16 protein-coding genes and 2 tRNA genes are annotated in these 16,590 nt (G+C 62.8%); 10 read left to right on the top strand and 8 right to left on the bottom strand.

The genetic code is table 11. The features are described from left to right. Positions 1 to 12: 12 nt before the first annotated feature. Entirely contained in the window at positions 13 to 567 is a 555-nt protein-coding gene (locus tag G6N73_RS15190; protein ID WP_425484091.1) for an adenylate/guanylate cyclase domain-containing protein, read from the top strand. Between the two features lie 51 nt (positions 568 to 618). On the opposite strand, the gene G6N73_RS15185 is transcribed toward G6N73_RS15190, so the two are convergent. Continuing rightward, complete coding sequence (locus G6N73_RS15185) at positions 619 to 2,232, bottom strand: glycoside hydrolase family 43 protein (RefSeq protein WP_165028944.1); 1,614 nt, start codon at positions 2,230 to 2,232, stop codon at positions 619 to 621. A 290-nt stretch (positions 2,233 to 2,522) separates the two neighbouring features. On the opposite strand from G6N73_RS15185, the gene G6N73_RS15180 reads away from it, so the two are divergent. The 3 genes from G6N73_RS15180 (at position 2,523) to G6N73_RS15170 (ending at position 3,067) form a co-directional block, all read left to right on the top strand. After that, positions 2,523 to 2,599 (top strand) — tRNA-Pro (locus G6N73_RS15180). Between the two features lie 27 nt (positions 2,600 to 2,626). Then, the gene (locus G6N73_RS15175) at positions 2,627 to 2,932 is read left to right on the top strand and encodes an ETC complex I subunit (protein ID WP_165028942.1); all 306 of its coding nucleotides are present in this window, start codon (positions 2,627 to 2,629) and stop codon (positions 2,930 to 2,932) included. 58 nt (positions 2,933 to 2,990) lie between these two features. Then, positions 2,991 to 3,067: transfer RNA gene (locus tag G6N73_RS15170), tRNA-Arg, on the top strand. Positions 3,068 to 3,342: 275 nt separating this feature from the next. Here the strand turns inward: G6N73_RS15170 and G6N73_RS15165 are convergent. Continuing rightward, entirely contained in the window at positions 3,343 to 4,593 is a 1,251-nt protein-coding gene (locus G6N73_RS15165) for a glycoside hydrolase family 5 protein (RefSeq protein ID WP_165028940.1), read from the bottom strand. A 299-nt stretch (positions 4,594 to 4,892) separates the two neighbouring features. Here G6N73_RS15165 and G6N73_RS15160 point away from each other — a divergent pair, with 299 nt between their 5' ends. Next, entirely contained in the window at positions 4,893 to 5,693 is an 801-nt protein-coding gene (locus G6N73_RS15160; protein WP_165028938.1) for a class I SAM-dependent methyltransferase, read from the top strand. A 146-nt stretch (positions 5,694 to 5,839) separates the two neighbouring features. Here the strand turns inward: G6N73_RS15160 and G6N73_RS15155 are convergent, their stop codons facing one another. The 4 genes from G6N73_RS15155 to G6N73_RS15140 form a co-directional block, all read right to left on the bottom strand. Beyond that, a complete protein-coding gene (locus tag G6N73_RS15155; RefSeq protein WP_165028936.1) occupies positions 5,840 to 6,616 on the bottom strand; it encodes a GGDEF domain-containing protein in 777 nt (258 codons plus the stop codon). A gap of 90 nt (positions 6,617 to 6,706) precedes the next feature. Beyond that, positions 6,707 to 7,408, bottom strand: coding sequence for a DnaA regulatory inactivator HdaA (gene hdaA, locus G6N73_RS15150; RefSeq protein WP_206078870.1), 702 nt, complete (start codon positions 7,406 to 7,408; stop codon positions 6,707 to 6,709). Further along, a complete protein-coding gene (locus tag G6N73_RS15145; protein ID WP_165028934.1) occupies positions 7,395 to 8,591 on the bottom strand; it encodes an AI-2E family transporter in 1,197 nt (398 codons plus the stop codon). The genes hdaA and G6N73_RS15145 overlap by 14 nt, the downstream gene beginning before the upstream one ends. Next, a complete protein-coding gene (locus G6N73_RS15140; RefSeq protein WP_165028932.1) occupies positions 8,563 to 9,120 on the bottom strand; it encodes a CDP-alcohol phosphatidyltransferase family protein in 558 nt (185 codons plus the stop codon). Before G6N73_RS15140 ends, G6N73_RS15145 begins: the two co-directional genes overlap by 29 nt. 183 nt (positions 9,121 to 9,303) lie before the next feature. On the opposite strand from G6N73_RS15140, the gene purM reads away from it, so the two are divergent. The 5 genes from purM to G6N73_RS15115 all read left to right on the top strand — a co-directional run bounded on the left by purM (position 9,304) and on the right by G6N73_RS15115 (position 12,291). Then, the gene (purM, locus tag G6N73_RS15135; protein WP_165028930.1) at positions 9,304 to 10,368 is read left to right on the top strand and encodes a phosphoribosylformylglycinamidine cyclo-ligase; all 1,065 of its coding nucleotides are present in this window, start codon (positions 9,304 to 9,306) and stop codon (positions 10,366 to 10,368) included. Then, on the top strand, positions 10,365 to 11,078 hold the full coding sequence (gene purN / locus G6N73_RS15130) for a phosphoribosylglycinamide formyltransferase (protein WP_165028928.1): 714 nt from the start codon (positions 10,365 to 10,367) through the stop codon (positions 11,076 to 11,078). The genes purM and purN overlap by 4 nt, the downstream gene beginning before the upstream one ends. 28 nt (positions 11,079 to 11,106) lie before the next feature. Then, positions 11,107 to 11,619: a SixA phosphatase family protein gene (locus G6N73_RS15125; protein WP_165028926.1), complete on the top strand. Its 513-nt coding sequence runs from the start codon at positions 11,107 to 11,109 to the stop codon at positions 11,617 to 11,619. Between the two features lie 95 nt (positions 11,620 to 11,714). Beyond that, on the top strand, positions 11,715 to 12,002 hold the full coding sequence (locus G6N73_RS15120; protein ID WP_165028924.1) for a type II toxin-antitoxin system ParD family antitoxin: 288 nt from the start codon (positions 11,715 to 11,717) through the stop codon (positions 12,000 to 12,002). Further along, a complete protein-coding gene (locus G6N73_RS15115) occupies positions 11,995 to 12,291 on the top strand; it encodes a type II toxin-antitoxin system RelE/ParE family toxin (RefSeq protein ID WP_165028922.1) in 297 nt (98 codons plus the stop codon). Before G6N73_RS15120 ends, G6N73_RS15115 begins: the two co-directional genes overlap by 8 nt. A 27-nt stretch (positions 12,292 to 12,318) precedes the next feature. Here the strand turns inward: G6N73_RS15115 and G6N73_RS15110 are convergent, their stop codons facing one another. Together G6N73_RS15110 and G6N73_RS15105 are read right to left on the bottom strand one after the other, a co-directional pair. Beyond that, positions 12,319 to 14,427: a molybdopterin-containing oxidoreductase family protein gene (locus tag G6N73_RS15110; protein WP_165028920.1), complete on the bottom strand. Its 2,109-nt coding sequence runs from the start codon at positions 14,425 to 14,427 to the stop codon at positions 12,319 to 12,321. 106 nt (positions 14,428 to 14,533) lie between these two features. Continuing rightward, positions 14,534 to 16,411: an ABC-F family ATP-binding cassette domain-containing protein gene (locus tag G6N73_RS15105; protein WP_165028918.1), complete on the bottom strand. Its 1,878-nt coding sequence runs from the start codon at positions 16,409 to 16,411 to the stop codon at positions 14,534 to 14,536. Positions 16,412 to 16,590 lie beyond the last annotated feature (179 nt).

Here is a 16,590-nt window from a genome sequence, read left to right as displayed (position 1 = left end):
GCCGCGATAGACGTGCTCGAGATCTTCGAGAAAATGGTCCGCGAAGCGCTGCGCGGGTATGAACCGCCGATCAAATGGATCGGCGATGAAGCCATGCTCTCGTTTCCCGAGCCGGAAATCGCGATCCAGGTCCTTGGGACCCTATTACAGGCATGCCGAAAAGAGCCGCGCCTGCCGCTAACGCGCGCAGGGCTGAACCATGGGCAGGTCATCCGCAGGGGGAATGATCTCTTCGGATCGACCATCAACATAGCAGCGCGCATTGCCGCGCTTGCAGGCCCCGGCCAGTTGCTTGCTACCCAGCCCATTGCCGAGACTGCTGCCGCCAAAGGCATCCTGGTGCGTGATCTCGGAAAAATGGCGCTTCGATCGGTAGCCGATGAGGTCCCTCTTTACGAGATCGAGCTTGCTCCGTCGCCGGAGCCGGCCTGGATCGATCCGGTATGCAAGATGCATGCTCCCTACGCATCGTATCGGCGGGCTGCTCCGGACGGCCCGTGGTTTTGCTCGCCCCAATGCGAAGAGGCGTATCGGAAGTCGCCGCAGACTTATCCGTTGCCTCGATGAGATGCTAGCCATTTTCGAGACCAACCCCGCCCGCGTCGCCAGAGCGTCGCGTCAACCCTCGCGCCTGGTATAGCTGAAATAGTCGAAATCGGCTGGCATGCCGGAGCCGCTTGTGTCGAAAGCAGCCATGCCGATGAAGGCGCCGGTGAAGGAGCCATGTTCCCCGCGGCCGCCCTCGTCGGAGATGACGCTGGCGTCCAGCACCGGTCCAGCCTTCGCCCAGTCGCCGCCGTCGCGATACCAGAACTGCAACGCATCGCCCGCCACCTCGGCGGCGAGGCCAACCGGACCGTCGGCGCGGAGCGGCAGCGGATCGGCGAGCAGAAAATCGAGCTTGCCGTTCGGCCAGTCACCGGGGCAAGACAGGATGGTGAGCACGCGGCCGCGGCGGGCGTCATGCGTGACGGCCAGGAAATGAAACTTGTGGCGGTTGTAATAATGCGTCAGCCCGGCCGCCTGCTGGAAATTCTCCGGCGCAAAGGCGAGTTCGGTTTCGGCGCGGAACGAAAAATCCTCCTGCCGCCGAGCGACCAGCGCCTGCTCGTACCAGCTGCCGATCGATTCGCGCCCGAATAGGCGCAGCACACCGGGCTTTTCGGACAGAGATAAAAGCCGTTCGGGATACGGCGTGCGCAGCCACTGGAAATCGAGCGGCAGTTCCGGCCCGTCGAAATCATGGCTTATGGTCTCCCGGCGCGGCTTGCTCGTAACCGCGACTGGCGCCAGCACCTCGACCTCCGGCACGGGTCCGCCCTTCTCGAGCCGCAGCCAGCCGTCCTCGCCCCACACGCACTTTTGGATCGCGGTCTCGCGGCCGAGCGGCGAGCGCCGCAACCCCGGCAGGGGCCGCGAGCAGAGATGCGTGTGATAGACCGCGCCTTCGGGCGTCTCGACGATCTGGCCGTGGCCGGCGCGCTGCAGCACGGCCGCCGGCGCATCCTTCGAGGTGATGACGTGAGTGTCGGGGTGAAGCTCGTACGGGCCACCGATGTCGCGCGAGCGGGCCATGGTGACGGCGTGGTCGTAGCCGGTGCCGCCTTCGGCGGTGGTGAGATAATACCAGCCGTCGCGCTTCAAGAGATGCGGCCCCTCGACCAGCCCATGCGGGCTGCCGGCAAAGATGTTCCGGACCGTCCCGACGAGCTTCTTCGCCTCCGGGTCATACTCCTGGAGAAGTATGCCGGCGAAGGATGGATGCCTGGGGCTGCCGCCGACACCGGTGGAGATATGGTTCCAGACCATGTTGAGGAACCATTTCCTGCCGTCGTCGTCATGGAAGAGCGACGGGTCGAAGCCGCTCGAATTGACGTAGACCGGATCCGACCATGGGCCTTCGATCGAGGGCGCCGTCACGATGTAGTTGTGCGCATCCTTGAAATTGCCGTCGAGCCGCTTGACGTCGGTATAGACCAGCCAGAACAGCCCGTCGGCATAGGACAGGCACGGCGCCCATATGCCGCCGGAATCGGGAGCGCCGCGCATGTCGAGCTGGGCGGCGCGATCGAGCGGGCGCTTGACCAGCCGCCAGTTCACGAGATCGGTCGAATGGTGGATCTGGACGCCGGGATACCATTCGAAAGTCGAGGTGGCGATGAAGTAGTCCCGCCCGACGCGGCAGATCGACGGGTCGGGATTGAAACCGGGCAGGATCGGATTTCGGATCATTCGGTGTCGCCTGTTGCTTGCGGGCCGGCGCTCTTCCTAGCGCGTCGGTCTGCCGCCGCAAAGACCTCGATGACTTCATCGCTCGGAATGATTTCTTCTGGGCGAATTGCATCGCGAATCGCTAGTCAAATCCGAGAACGATGTTGAACGCTGGTGGGATTTCCGTGGGGATTTCGGCGCCAATCCGTACCGCTCCGGACGATTTATCCCTATTTATGGCGCGGTCACGTCGTTCTGGCCTTGCGCCAGAACAGCGGAAACTCTAGGGAATTCAGCGCCGAACGTCGGCACGGAGCGTAGCGCAGCCTGGTAGCGCATCTGGTTTGGGACCAGAGGGTCGCAGGTTCGAATCCTGCCGCTCCGACCATCGGCTCGAAACAAGAATGAGGGATCGATGTCCGCGCGCATTTTCAGCCCCGCCAAGACCGCCATGCAGTCGGGCAAGGCCAAGACCGGCTTCTGGGTTCTCGAATTCGACGCCGAAGAGCCGCGCAAGATCGACCCGCTGATGGGCTACACGTCATCCGGCGACATGAAGAGCCAGATCCGCCTCACCTTCAATTCGAAGGAAGAGGCCCTCGCCTATGCGCAGAAGCACGGCATCGCGTTCAGAGTGCAGGAGCCGAAGGAAGCCAAGCGCCGGCAGATTTCCTACGCGGAGAATTTCCGCTATGACCGCAAGATCCCCTGGACGCATTGAGCGCGAATTCTCGCGCTAAGGCGTCCGCGGCGGACGCTGGCTTCGTATGCCGGCATGCGGTCCCGTAGCTCAGCTGGATAGAGCACCGGCCTTCTAAGCCGATGGTCGCAGGTTCGAATCCTGCCGGGATCGCCAAAATTCAAGGGTCCATTCCGGACACATAGGTTACATTTTATACCGGAGACATGGGTAACAGTTTGTCCCTAAGACATAGGTGACAAACTCGTGCCGCTCGCTTGATCCCCTCCCCGTTGCCCGGCGGCGCTTTGGGCGCATCCTGCGCGGCGCGTGGCGATCGCATTTCCATCGTGCTGCGCGACCGCGATCTCTCGTCGCCGGACGACCCAAATTATCGCTACGAGACGTACTGAACGCTCCCTACGGCATCGCCAGGGCGGAAATGACTGTTCTCATTCGCCAACTTGTTTGATCACTTCCAGAACATCCTTCTCAGCTTTCTGTCCGCCAAATTCTTCGACGATGCCGAAAGCCCCGCCATATCCCCAAAGCGACCACGCGAATCCGCGGTCTTCGGCAAGCCCAATCATGTCGCGCACATAGGCGGCCCGCCATTGCGGGGGCATAATGGCGGGATTTCCGTATTCCTGGCGGATCATGCCGAACTCGCTGAGTATGATATCGCTTGGTTCAATGCCGTTTTTCTGCGCCCACTCCGCCACCACACGAAATGGCGCACTCATCTCCGCTTCCAATTCCTCCTTGGTATCGACCAGTGCGATTTGCTCTTCGAGATAGGCGAGCATGCCCGGGCGGCGCGTCAAGGGAGCGTCGCTGCCAATCTTTTGACGCGCGTTCTCGACGCCTTCGGCCAACTCCTTTGGAAAGGCATAGGGCGGATAGGGAATGCCGGTCACGTAACGGATGAAATCGCCGGCCCATTGGGCTCCCTGCATTGTAAGGATGAATGGCGCGTAGGAGTGAAATCCCCAAAGAATATTGTCATCCCAAATCGCTTTTGGATCGACAGCGGCAAGGCCTTCCGCACTGCTCCAGCAGGCGCCGGTAAGCACCAGGGTCAATCGTGGTGCGGAACTGCGAGCAGCGGCAAAGAGCCGGGTCAGCTTGTCGCGCCACTGGTCGGCCTCTTCCCCTTCGCAGCCGATAACCGGCTCGTTCATGAGCTCGAAGGCAACGCGCTCGGGATCCTGGCCTGAAAGCGTGCGACCCATCTCACGAACGAGGTCGAGATAACGCTCGAACAGCGCTTCGTCCCGCAAGAGCTCTTCGGCTCCGGCAAAGCGGTCAGCCCCGAGCGGGATCGGATGCAGGTCCACGATGGCTTTCAAGCCGGCGGCGTTAGCAAGCTGCACCGCTTCCAGAACCGAGGCAAGCAGGCGCGGCCTCAGTGCTGCCGATTGCGACGACAAGAACGGCAGCGGGTCGACCGGTATGCGAACAAAGTCAAAGCCCGTTCCCTTCAAGGCGGCCAGTTCATCGAGACCGACCGTTCGCCGCCATTCAGGGTAAGGAAGCAAGACGTCCTCTTTTGACCACTCCGCTTCATCCGGCCAGGTGACCCAGAGGTCGAGATTGATTCCGCGTTTGGCTGAGAAGCTGGCAGCGTGCAGCGGCGTCAAGGAAAGAAGCAGGGCTGCCCCGACCAGGACCAAAGGATTTTTGAAGAAAGCGGCTTTTATCATCGAGCGCCTGCAAAATGGAATCATCGTCAGACTTCTTTGGTTAGCGCTGTGGCGGCTGCCGATAATTTTGCGCTTAAACCTCGCTCAAGTCGGTTGAATTGCTGGTCATCAAAGTTCGTTTTCTACGAAGACCGAGGCGAATTAACCGTGCTTCAACTCGCCGGCAGCCTCCTCCTTGAGCTGCCGCCATGACGGCGTATAAGAACTGAACTAACGAACCATAACAATTTCAACTCGCATTTTCTGAACGCGGCAGTTGCCGATTTCTGGCGATAAGCAATGGCGCAGGAGCTGGATACATGACGGTGGTTGACCGATGGCGACCAGAGACGGCGGCGGGCGGATTTACTCGGGACGATGAGGACATAGCGTTCTACACGCATGTCAACGCCCTGGTGAGCCCAGATATGGTCTTGGTCGATTTGGGAGCTGGACGGGGGTCCCGCTTCGATGACGGAAGCGCTCCATTTCGCAAATCGTTTTGCAACTTTCAGGGCCGCGTCAGGAAGGTCATCGGGTTAGACGTCGATCCTGTTGTCATGAAGCATCCACATCTTGACGAAGCTCACGTCATCGAGGCGGGCGCCAGCCTGCCGCTGGCGGATAGCAGCGTCGATGTCATCTTCTGTGAATGGGTGATCGAGCATGTCGAACATCCCAAGGAATTTGCACGGGAGGTCCAGAGGATTCTCAAACCCGGCGGATGGTTCTGCGCGCTTACACCAAACCGTTTTGGCTATGTCGGCATCTCCAACAGGATCGTCCCGGAAGCGTTCAAGGACCGCCTGATGCGGCGTGTGTGGCCAGAGCGGCCGCAAGAGGACGTGTTCCCCACATTCTATCGAATGAACACTTTGGGCAGCATCCGGCGCGCATTGGGCGAAGAAAACTGGACGCACCACGGGTATACTTCCAACGGCACCCCAAGATATCACGGAGGGACGGCAGTCGGGTTTGCCCTCGTCTCGCTTCTGCAATGGTCCATGCCGCCTGCTATGCGCACCAATCTCCTTGTGTTCTCCCAAAAGCGGCCGCAGGCGACAGGTGCGCACGCATTTTCACTGGACGCTGTTCGGGGAGGTTCGCAGCTAACTCACTAATGACGCGATACTGCGGCTTGATGTGCGGCGATGATCGTCGGGCGGGTCCACACCTGCGCGGCGCGGTGATCGGATCTCCATCGTGTTGCACGACAGCGACCTCTCGTCGCCGGACGACCCGGACTATCTCCACAAGACGTGCTGAGTTACGCCACCGCCGGCACGGCGTAGTCGAATGCGACGCGGTTGCGGCCAAGCCGCTTGGCTTCGTAGAGGCAGCGATCGGCCTGACGCAGCACATCGGCGATCTTTGCAGAGCTTCGGTCCATCACCGCCCCACCGATGCTGACGCTCAGCCCTGGCGCTTCCGAAACGTCGAGCTGCCACGGGATGCACTGGACCTGCCGCCGGATGAGGTCGGCCATCTGCATACCTTCCTCGAGGCTGACCGAGACCAGCAATATACCAAACTCCTCGCCACCGATCCGGCCGACGACATCCTTCCGGCGCACCGCATATTGGAGCGCCCTGGCGATCTTCATCAGCGCCTCGTCGCCCTTGGGATGCCCGTAGCGGTCGTTGATGCGCTTGAAGTGATCCGCATCGGCGATCAGCACCACATGGCTGTCGTTGCGCCCGCGGCACTGCTCCAGCTGGTGCAAAAAGCCCTCACGGTTGAGCAGGCCAGTCATCTGATCGTGACGGGCGACGAAGGCCAGGCGCTCATGCGCCTTGTTCAGCTCGAGATGCGCCTTCTCAAGCTTCGCGTGGGCAGCCTGCAGATCCTCGCCCTGGGAGAAGACGTACCAACCTATCGGCGTTCCGATGACGATTGGGATCACCAGGCACTCGACCCAGCTCAGCCAGTCTATCGGCATGCCCGCCGCCCACCGCACGGAAAAGGAAATCGTATAAGTCGCCGCCACTGCGATGGCGGTGACGATCGAGATCCGGCCGAGAATGCGCTTTGTCCGCTGGTCCATGGCTCGACCATAGCGGATACAAGATGAAACGCCGTTTATTGAATTTCGTAAATTTTTAGCCGCGCGCTCGAATAGAGCGCCCTCTCGACCTCAAATATCGAACTCGGCCTGGCCGCGATCGATCGCGTCGATCGTATCTGCGGCGAGGTTGCGGGTAATGCGCGTCTTCTGCTCGAGCGCGGCGCGGTCCAGCCGATCGACGATGCGTATGGCCGTCGCCAGCGAGCGCTCTATGCGCCGGACCAGGAACTGCACCACATTGGCGTCGACCTCGATCTGCCGGTCGGCGAAGAGCTTGGTGATGACTCCGGCCAGGAGCAGATCGTCCGGCTCGTGGATTTCTACCGTTGCGGCGGCCTTGAGCCGTGAGATGAGGTCGGGGAGCGTCACACCCCAGGCCGCCGGAAAGCGCCGCGCGGTGAGCAGCACATGCGCGCCGGCCGCCCGCGCCGCATTGATCAGGTGGAACAGCCCCTGCTCGTCGAGGCCGCCGCGGTCGGCATCGTCGATAAGCGCAGGCCGGCCGGCTTCGAGCGCGGCCGCATCCGTTTCGATCCGTGCCGGATCGAGCACCACCGCGCCGGTCGCTTCGCGCCAGATCGAAGCCAGATGCGATTTGCCCGAGCCGGCAGGACCGGCCAGCACGACCACCGTCGCCGGCCAGTCCGGCCAGCGGTCGATCAGCGCCACGGCCTGCCTGTTGGCTTGCGAAACCACGAGGTCGTCGCGCGAATAGCCCGTGGAATGGCCGAGATCGAGCGGCAGCTGGCGCGGTTTTTCAGGCGCGCGCATCGCCGTCACGTTCACCGTCGCCGCCCGTCGGCTTTGTCAGCCGGACGGCCTTGGCCTTTACCGGTTCTTCGACATGGCCCTTGTAGAGAGGCGATTCGAGATAACGCGAGATGGCAAAGCGCACCAGCACCGCCACGGCCGCAGCGGCCGGCACCGCGATCAGCAGCCCGACGAAACCGAACAGCGCGCCGAACGCGAACAGCGCAAACATCAGCCAGACCGGGTGCAGCCCGACACTCTTGCCAACAAGGCGCGGCTGCAGGATGTTGCCCTCGATGAACTGGCCGGCGAAGAAAACGCCGGCAACCGCAAGCACCATGGTCCAGTCCGGCCAGAACTGCACGACCGCAAGACCGACGGATAGCACCAGCCCGACCAGCGACCCGACATAGGGGATGAAACTGATCAGCCCGGCGAACAGGCCGATGAGGATGCCGAAGTTCAAGCCGGTGAGCGTCAGCCCGAAAGCATACATGGCGCCGAGGATCAGGCAGAGTGTGCCCTGCCCGCGCACGAAGCCGGCCGCCGCTGTGTTGATGTCGGTAGCCAGTTGGCGGACCGTCTCGACATGGTCGCGCGGCACCCAGCCGTCGACAGTCGCCACCATACGGTCCCAGTCGAGCAGCATGTAGAAGGCCACGACCGGGGTGACGATAAACAGGCCGGCAATGCTGAATATGGCGACGCCTGAGTTCCAGATCGACTGGAACACAGTGGCGACGAGGCCCATGCCCGATGTCAGCAGCGAATTCAGGCCTTCCTGCAGGCTGCCCGCATCCAGTCCGAATCTCTGTTCCAGCCAGTTCGGATCATAAGAGGTGACCAGGGCCTGGAACCGGCTCAGATATTCCGGCAGCTTGACGAGAAAATCGGAAAGCTGGGAGGCGAGCACCGGGATCAGTATCACCAGCGCAAGCACCAGCACGATGAGGAAGGCGATCAGGATCAAGATCGTCGCCATCACCCGCGACAGGCCGATCCGCTCGAGCCGGTCGGCGACCGGATCGAGGAAATAGGCGAGCACCATCCCGGCCACGAAAGGCAGCAGGATGTCGCTGAACAGATAGACGAATGCGGCGAGAATGATCGCGGTGATGATCCAGAACCGGATCTGCCGGCGGAACGCCGCGGAGGCGGCGTCCTGGAGCGTCACGTCAACCGTCTGGAGTTTTGCTTTCGCCATAGCCGCTCATATGCCTCAGCCAGGCCACGAGATAGGCTGCGGCCGAAGCGACGGTCAAGAGCCCGGACAGGAATATCAGGCCCGTGCGGAGCGGGCCGAAAGGCGTCTCGAAGGCCAGTTCGGCAAGCACCACGGCCGCCAGCACGATCTGGATGAGCGTGTTGGCCTTCGAAACCAGCAGCGGTTTCATCGCCACCGGCTTGCCCATGATCGTCGACAGAAGCACGGCGCAGACGATGAGCGCGTCGCGCGAGACGGCGGCGATCACCAGCCACAGCGGCAGCTCGCCCATAAAGCCAAGCACGACGAAGACACTGACCAGAAGCAGCTTGTCGGCCATCGGGTCCATATAGGCCCCGAGTTCGGAGCGCTGGTTGAAATGCCGGGCGACGAAACCGTCGACGCCGTCCGAAATGCCGGCGATCAGGAAGCCGGCGAAGGCCCAATCCATGCGGCCGACCAGCAACGCGTAGACGACGCCCGGCACCAGCACGAAGCGCAGGATCGTGATCATGTTGGCGACGGTCACATCATCTCCATATTCAGATCGACCCTTCCGATACATGGTCAAGGCGAGCATCGGCCGCAAGGCGCGGGCGCGCAAGGTCTGTTTTCCGGTGCGCCAAACCGTTCCGCAACCGAGCGTCGTCTTGCGACCTTGTCTGGTTCATGCGAATAGCGCCATGATAGCGGCCGCAGCCAGGGAAGCGAAATGGGCGAACGGAAAAACGGGCTGACCTACGCCGAGGCTGGCGTCGACATCGACGCCGGCAATGCGATGGTAGAAAAGATCAAGCCGCTGGTCCGCTCGACCAGGCGTCCCGGCGCGGATGGTGAGATCGGCGGGTTCGGCGGCCTGTTCGACCTGAAGGCTGCCGGCTTTTCCGATCCCATACTGGTCGCCGCCAATGACGGCGTCGGCACCAAGCTCAGGATCGCGATCGAGGCTGGAAAGCACGACACGATCGGCATCGATCTCGTCGCGATGTGCGTCAACGACATCGTCGTGCAGGGCGCCGAGCCGCTGTTCTTCCTCGACTATTTCGCCACGGGTAAGCTCGACCCCGAGCAGGGCGCCGCGATCGTGGCGGGCATCGCCGAAGGCTGCCGCCAGGCCGGCTGCGCGCTGGTCGGCGGCGAGACCGCGGAAATGCCCGGAATGTATCACGGCAACGACTACGACCTCGCCGGCTTCGCCGTTGGCGCCGCCGAGCGCGGCCAGCTCCTGCCCACCGACGACATCGTCGAGGGCGACGTGCTGCTCGGCCTCGCCTCCTCCGGACTGCATTCCAACGGCTTTTCGCTGGTCCGGCGCATCGTCGCCGCAAGCGGCGTCGGCTGGCAGGATGCCGTGCCTTTCGCCGACGAAGGGACATTGGCCGAAACGCTGCTCGAACCCACCCGCATCTATGTGAAGTCGGTGCTCAAGGCGATCCGCGGCACCCACGGCATCAAGGCGCTGGCGCACATCACGGGCGGCGGCTTTCCCGAAAACATCCCGCGCGTGCTGCCCAAGGACTTTTCCGCCGAACTCGACCTTGAAGCCATCGACGTGCCGCCGGTCTTCGGATGGCTGGCCAAAACGGGCGGCGTCGCGCCCACCGAAATGATGCGCACCTTCAATTGCGGCGTCGGCATGATCCTCGTCGTCGCCTCGGGCCAAGCAGCGCAGGTCGCCGCAGTGCTTCAGGAGGCCGGCGAAACCGTATCGCCGATCGGCCGCATCGTGCCGCGCCGCGACGCCGGCGTCATCTACCGGGGAGCGATCGCGTTATGAGCATCAGCCGCAAACGCACGGTCATCATGATTTCCGGACGCGGCTCCAACATGGCGTCGCTGATCGAAGCAGCTTCCGAGCGGAGCTTCCCGGCAGAGATCGTCGGCATCATCTCGGACAAGGCGGACGCACGCGGCCTCCACATCGCCGCCAGCAGGGGCCTGCCGGCGCGCATCATCGCCCGGGGCGATTTTTCCAGCAAGGAAGCTCATGACGCGGCCATCGATGATGCGCTGTCGACCTTCGAGGCGGAGATCGTCTGCCTCGCCGGCTATATGCGGCTCTTGACCACCGGTTTCGTGGAAAAATGGCAAGGCCGGATGCTTAACATCCACCCTGCCCTGCTTCCTGCTTTCCGGGGACTCGACACCCATGCGCGCGCGCTCGAAGCCGGCATGCGCATCCATGGCTGCACCGTCCATTTCGTCACGGCCGAAACTGATTCCGGCCCGATCATCACGCAGGCCGCGGTTCCGGTGCTTCTCGACGACACCGAGGCTGCGCTCGCCGCCCGCGTGCTCAAGGCGGAGCACCATCTCTATCCGCTCGCCCTGCGCATGGTCGCGCTCGGCATGGCGCGGATGGAAGGCGGCCGCACCGTCTTTGCCGATACCGAGCTGGTCGAGCAGAGCGCAGGCGGCTTCCTGTCGTCACCGAGCGCCGTCCGCGAAGCCGTGGACCTGGAGCAGCTAGCTCGCTTCACGCCGTGACACGGCCCGTCAACCGCGAACCGGGTTCATGAAACTGCTTCTGCTGCGCCATGGCAAGTCAAGTTGGGACGATCCGTCCCTCGCCGATTTCGACCGGCCGCTCGCACCGCGTGGACGCAAAGCCGCTGAGCGCATGGGGCGAGAACTTGCCGCCCGCAACTGGCTGCCGCAACTGGCGCTGGTGTCGCCGACCGCGCGCACGTGCGAGACGTGGGAGGTGGTCGCGGCCGCATTGCCCGGCTCCGTGTCGGCTGATTTCTCCGACACTCTCTACGACGCTACAGCGGAAGACGTGCTGTCCGAAATTCAACGAACGCCGAAAGCCGTAAAAACGCTGCTCATCCTCGGCCACAATCCGGGCCTCGAAGACCTCGCCAGACGACTTGCCGGCGCCAACTCCGAGGCCAAGGCTTTGCAGCGGCTTCGCGAAAAATTCCCGACCGCGGCGCTGGCCCGCTTTGATTTCGACGGCAAATGGGCTGAACTTGGCTTCGGCCGCGCGCGGCTCACACATTTTCTGCGGCCGAGGGACCTGGGCTGACGGTCGGAAGGGGCATGCCTGCGGAAATCCTAATCGATACCGAATCTTGAACCCGGTGGCAAAATTTGCTACCAGTCTCCCAGGGAGTTCGCTGAATGTCGTCTGTCGAAAAAGTAAGCATAGCGCTGTCGCCGGAATTGCTTGACGTGGTCAAGAAGGCCGTCGCCACTGGTGAATATGGTTCGGCAAGTGAGGTCATCCGCGAGGCTCTGCGTGAGTGGCGGCTTCGGCAACCCCTGCGCCAAGCCGAGTTAGATCGGCTAAGAAATGCCTGGGCCCAAGGGCTTGAAAGCGGCCGGCCCGAGCCTTTTGATATCGACGACATTATGCGGCGCGCGCGCAATCGGTTCGAGAGCGGATCGGACACACCGCGCAATGGCTGAGTATCGGATCGTCCGAAGCCCGGCGGCTGAAGACGATCTCATTGATATCTGGTGCAGTATCGCGATGGACAATCCCGCCGCAGCAGATCGGGTTCTCGAAACCTTTGCTGTTCGGATCAAGCAGCTTGCGACATTCCCCGATTCAGGCTCGCGAAGGCCCGATATCGCTCCAGATGCCCGCGCGCTGGTTGTCGGAAGTTATCTGGTGCTCTACCGCAACACGGATAAACACGTCGAGATTGTCCGCATCGTGCACGGCGCGCGAGATATCACAGCCCTGTTGTTGTAGTCCCTCTTCCGCCGCGAACAGCTCGCCTTATTCCGCCACCCGCACCCACACCTTGTTGTCGTGGAACGCCGCGCCGCCATAGGGCGCCGGAGCATCGGCGCCGGTCAGCACGTTGATCCCCTCGCCGCGTTCATGCGCATCGTTCGGCCAGATGCCCTCTGCGATCACCACGCCGCGTTTCACCCCGTCGAAAAGCTTTGCGTGCAGCACCACTTCGCCGCGCAGATTGCCGATCTCGACACGGTCGCCGCCGGCTATCGCCAGTTCGGCCGCGTCTTCGGGATGGATAAGCAATTCCGGCCGGCCTTCGCGGGCCTTCGAAACCGGCGTCTCGGTGAAGGTCGAGTTCAAGAAATTGCGCGCCGGCGAGGTCGCCAGCCGGAACGGATGCGCCTCGTCCGCTACTTCGATCAGTTCGACATGGTCGGGGAATTCCGGCAGAAGCTCATGCGGGCCGAAGATGCCCATGCTCTTGGGCGGACGATTGGGCGCGGCCTGCCCGATCCAGTCGGGCTTGAAGCGGAATTTTCCGTCGCGATGTCCGAAACCTTTAAGAAAATGCGCGTCTTCGAAATCCGGCTGCAGGTCGGCCCAGCGCTGCTCCCTGAAGGTGTCGAAGCTGCCCAGTCCCTTCTTCTCGAGCATAATTTCGATGTGTTCACGCTCCGTCATGCCGAAGCCCGGCAGATGCGACACTCCCAGCCGCTTGCCCAACTCCTCGATCACGAAATGGTTCGTGCGCGGGCCTTCCGGCGGGTCGATCAGCTTCGGGCCGAGCGTGATGTGCTGGTTGCCGCCGCCCTTGTAGATATCGTCATGTTCCATGAACATGGTTGCTGGCAGCACGACATCCGCGAGTTTCGCTGTGTCGGTCATGAACTGCTCGTGCACGCAGGTGAAGAGGTCGTCGCGCAGAAAACCCTGCTTCACCAGCCGCTGCTCGGGCGCCACATTGGCCGGATTGGTGTTCTGGATCAGCATCGCCGTAACGGGCGGGCCGCCGTAGAGAGCATCGGCGGCGCCCGTAAGCACCGCCCCGATCCGCGAATGGTCGAGATAGCGGATTTTTGGATCGCGCAGCCGCGTGCCCTCGTGCAGTTCGCCATTGAGCTTGAGCACACCCGAATTGGAATGGAAGGCGCCGCCGCCCTCATACTGCCAGCACCCCGTCACCGACGCGATCGACATCGCCGCGTGCATGTTCACCGAGCCGTTGCGCTGGCGCGAAAAGCCGTAGCCAAGCCTGAAGAAGGTCCGCTTGGTGGTGCCGACCAGCCGCGCGAACGCTTCGATCTCGGTCACAGACAGCCCCGTGATCGCCGCCGCCCATTCCGGCGTGCGGGTCGCCAGATGCGCTTCCAGCCCCTTCGGATCGTCAGTGTATTTTTCGAGGTAATCGCGATCGGCCATGCCGTCGCGGAACAGCACATGCATGACCGCGCAGGCCAGCGCGCCGTCGGTGCCGGGCTTCAGCACCAGCCCCATGTCGGCCTGCTTCATCGTCGCGTTCTCGTAGACGTCGATGACGACGATCTTCGCCCCACGTTCCTTGCGCGCCCTGACCGCGTGGGTCATCACATTGACCTGGGTGACCACCGCATTGGTGCCCCAGATCACGACGCAATCCGACTTCGCCATCTCGCGCGGGTCCGGCCCCCGCAACGCTCCGGCGCCCATCATCCAGCCCGTCCAGGCCAGATTGGTGCAGATCGATCCGAAGAAGCCCGAATATTTTTTGGCGTGGCGCAGCCGCTCAATGCCGTCGCGCTGCACTAAACCCATCGTCCCGGCGTAAAAATACGGCCAGACCGTCTCCGAGCCGTGCTTCTCCTCGGCGGCGACGAACTTTTCCGCAACGAGATCGAGCGCCGCCTCCCAGCTTGCGTCCTTCCAGACGCCCTCGCCCTTGGCGCCTGCGCGGACCAGCGGCTTCAGCAACCGGTCGGGGTGGTGAACGCGGTCGGCATAGCGCGCGACCTTGGCGCAGATCACGCCGGCCGTGTAGCTGTTGTCCTTCGCCCCGTGCACCCGTCCGATGCGGCCGCCGTCGAGAAGCTCCACGTCGAGCGCGCAGGTCGACGGACAGTCGTGCGGGCAGGCCGAATGGCCGATTTTTATCGTCGCGTGCTGGTTCATGGGAGCGAACCTACAGGCATTTGCGGTCGGGGTGTAGGGCCAGCGAATAGCCTGCGGAAGTGCAGAAGCAGTCGTTGGCAGCCCACCCTCAGGTGAATCTCGCAATCTACTCCGCCGTGCCTTCCTCATATTCCGCCGACAGCGCCAGCCATTTTTCCTCGTGGCCGGCGAGAGTCTGCGTCAGCTGCGAGCGCTCCTTGGCGAGCCGTGTCGCCGTCGACGGGTCCTTCTCGTAGACCGCCGGATTGGCCAATTCGTCCTCGATTCCGTCGATGCGCTTGCGGATGCGGTCCATCAGCGCTTCGGTTGCGCGGATCTCCTTGGCGACCGGCTCCATCGCATTGCGGCGCTGGGCAGCCTCGCGGCGGCGATCGGCCTTGGATGCCTTCTCCGCCTCACGCCGGTCCTTACGGTCGCCGGCGACGCCGGTGACCTGCTGGCGATAGTCCCCGAGATCGCCGTCGTAAGGGTTCACCTGGCCGTCCTTGACCAGCCACAGTCTGTCGGCCGTCGCCTCGATTAGATGCCGATCGTGCGAGATCAGGATCATCGCGCCTGGAAAATCGTTGAGCGCATGGATCAGCGACTCGCGGCTGTCGATATCCAGATGGTTGGTAGGCTCGTCGAGGATGAAGAGGTTCGGCCCCTCGAACGCCGATAGCCCCATCAGGAGACGCGCCTTCTCGCCGCCGGACAGATCCTTGGCCGGCGTGTTCATCTTCTCGGTCGCCAGGCCGAACTGCGCCACCCGCGCCCTGACCTTCGATTCCGGCGCGTCCGGCATCAGCCGCCGGACATGCTCGTAGGCGTTCTCCTCCGGCCGCAGGTCGTCGAGCTGGTGCTGGGCAAAGATCGCGACTTTCAGCCCCGGCGCGACCGTCATCGTGCCGGTTTCCTGCTTCAGGCGGCTGGCTAGCAGCTTGGCGAAGGTCGACTTGCCGTTGCCATTGGCGCCAAGGAGAGCGATGCGGTCGTCAGCATCGATTCGCAGCGTCATCTTCTTCAGGATCGGGTTGCCCGGCTGGTAACCTACATTAACGTGGTCGAGCGCCACGATCGGTGAGGCAACAGTTTTCACCGGTTCGGGGAAGGAAAAGGGCCTGACGCTTTCGTTGACCACCGCCGAGATCGGTTTCATTTTTTCGAGCGCCTTCAGGCGCGACTGCGCCTGGCGCGCCTTGGAAGCCTTCGCGCGGAACCGTTCCACAAACGATTCCATGTGCTTGCGCGCAGCCTCCTGCTTGGCGCGGCTCTTTTCCTGCAACAGCGCCTGCTCGGCGCGCTGGCGCTCGAACTGGTCGTAGGCGCCACGCCAGAAAGTCAGTTTCTGCTTGTCGAGATGCACGATCGAATTGACCGCGCGGTTGAGCAAATCTCGGTCATGCGAGATCAGCAGGACAGTGTGCGGATATTTGGAGACATAGGTTTCCAGCCACAGCGTGCCTTCGAGGTCGAGATAGTTGGTCGGCTCGTCGAGCAGCAGCAGGTCCGGCTCGGAAAACAGCACCGCCGCCAGCGCCACGCGCATGCGCCAACCGCCGGAGAAGGAAGAAGCCGGCCGCTTCTGCGCCTCGGCATCGAAGCCGAGGCCCGCCAGGATGGTCGCCGCGCGCGCTTCCGCCGAATGGGCGTCGATGTCGGCCAGCCGCATGTGGATCTCGGCGATGCGGTGCGGATCCGTCGTCGTCTGCTCCTCGGCGAGCAGCGCCGTGCGCTCGACGTCGGCCTTGAGCACGATTTCGATCAGCGGCTCCTCGGTGCCGGGCGCCTCCTGCGCCACCTGGCCGATGCGCGTGTTCTTCGGCAGGCTGACGGAGCCGGTCTCGGCGGCCATGTCGCCGGTGATCGCCTTGAACAGCGTGGTCTTGCCGGTTCCGTTGCGGCCGACGAGCCCCGCCTTCGTTCCCGACGGCAGCGTCAGCGAGGCATGGTCGAGAAGCAGGCGTCCGGCGATACGGAGCGAAATATCGTTGATTATAAGCATGGGCGGCGTTTTGGCCGAGACCGCCGCGGAAGGCAAGGCCCCGATATTGCGCCGCACCCTTTAAGCTGTCAGCGACCAAGCGTCGGGAGATGCCGGGCTCGCCTCGTGTTTTTGATCTCGTGCCTAAGCCTTGTGCATTCACTCGCAGCCCATATATTCGTCTGACTTTTGATCCCGCC

It is taken from the genome of Allomesorhizobium camelthorni, from assembly GCF_011045125.1.
GTDB classification, from domain to species: Bacteria; Pseudomonadota; Alphaproteobacteria; order Rhizobiales; family Rhizobiaceae; genus Allomesorhizobium; species Allomesorhizobium camelthorni.
The sequence above is the reverse complement of the archived record's forward strand: the minus strand, read 5'-3'. Positions and strand labels throughout refer to the sequence as shown.

Excerpts from the sequence above, each read along its gene's own strand:
- G6N73_RS15160 (WP_165028938.1), top strand. The coding sequence starts at position 4,893 with ATGACGGTGGTTGACCGATGGCGACCAGAGACGGCGGCGGGCGGATTT.
- G6N73_RS15110 (WP_165028920.1), bottom strand. The coding sequence starts at position 14,427 with ATGAACCAGCACGCGACGATAAAAATCGGCCATTCGGCCTGCCCGCAC.
- G6N73_RS15120 (WP_165028924.1), top strand. The coding sequence starts at position 11,715 with ATGTCGTCTGTCGAAAAAGTAAGCATAGCGCTGTCGCCGGAATTGCTT.
- G6N73_RS15165 (WP_165028940.1), bottom strand. The coding sequence starts at position 4,593 with ATGATAAAAGCCGCTTTCTTCAAAAATCCTTTGGTCCTGGTCGGGGCA.
- purN (WP_165028928.1), top strand. The coding sequence starts at position 10,365 with ATGAGCATCAGCCGCAAACGCACGGTCATCATGATTTCCGGACGCGGC.
- G6N73_RS15115 (WP_165028922.1), top strand. The coding sequence starts at position 11,995 with ATGGCTGAGTATCGGATCGTCCGAAGCCCGGCGGCTGAAGACGATCTC.
- purM (WP_165028930.1), top strand. The coding sequence starts at position 9,304 with ATGGGCGAACGGAAAAACGGGCTGACCTACGCCGAGGCTGGCGTCGAC.
- G6N73_RS15145 (WP_165028934.1), bottom strand. The coding sequence starts at position 8,591 with ATGGCGAAAGCAAAACTCCAGACGGTTGACGTGACGCTCCAGGACGCC.
- G6N73_RS15185 (WP_165028944.1), bottom strand. The coding sequence starts at position 2,232 with ATGATCCGAAATCCGATCCTGCCCGGTTTCAATCCCGACCCGTCGATC.
- G6N73_RS15125 (WP_165028926.1), top strand. The coding sequence starts at position 11,107 with ATGAAACTGCTTCTGCTGCGCCATGGCAAGTCAAGTTGGGACGATCCG.
- hdaA (WP_206078870.1), bottom strand. The coding sequence starts at position 7,408 with ATGCGCGCGCCTGAAAAACCGCGCCAGCTGCCGCTCGATCTCGGCCAT.
- G6N73_RS15155 (WP_165028936.1), bottom strand. The coding sequence starts at position 6,616 with ATGGACCAGCGGACAAAGCGCATTCTCGGCCGGATCTCGATCGTCACC.
- G6N73_RS15105 (WP_165028918.1), bottom strand. The coding sequence starts at position 16,411 with ATGCTTATAATCAACGATATTTCGCTCCGTATCGCCGGACGCCTGCTT.
- G6N73_RS15175 (WP_165028942.1), top strand. The coding sequence starts at position 2,627 with ATGTCCGCGCGCATTTTCAGCCCCGCCAAGACCGCCATGCAGTCGGGC.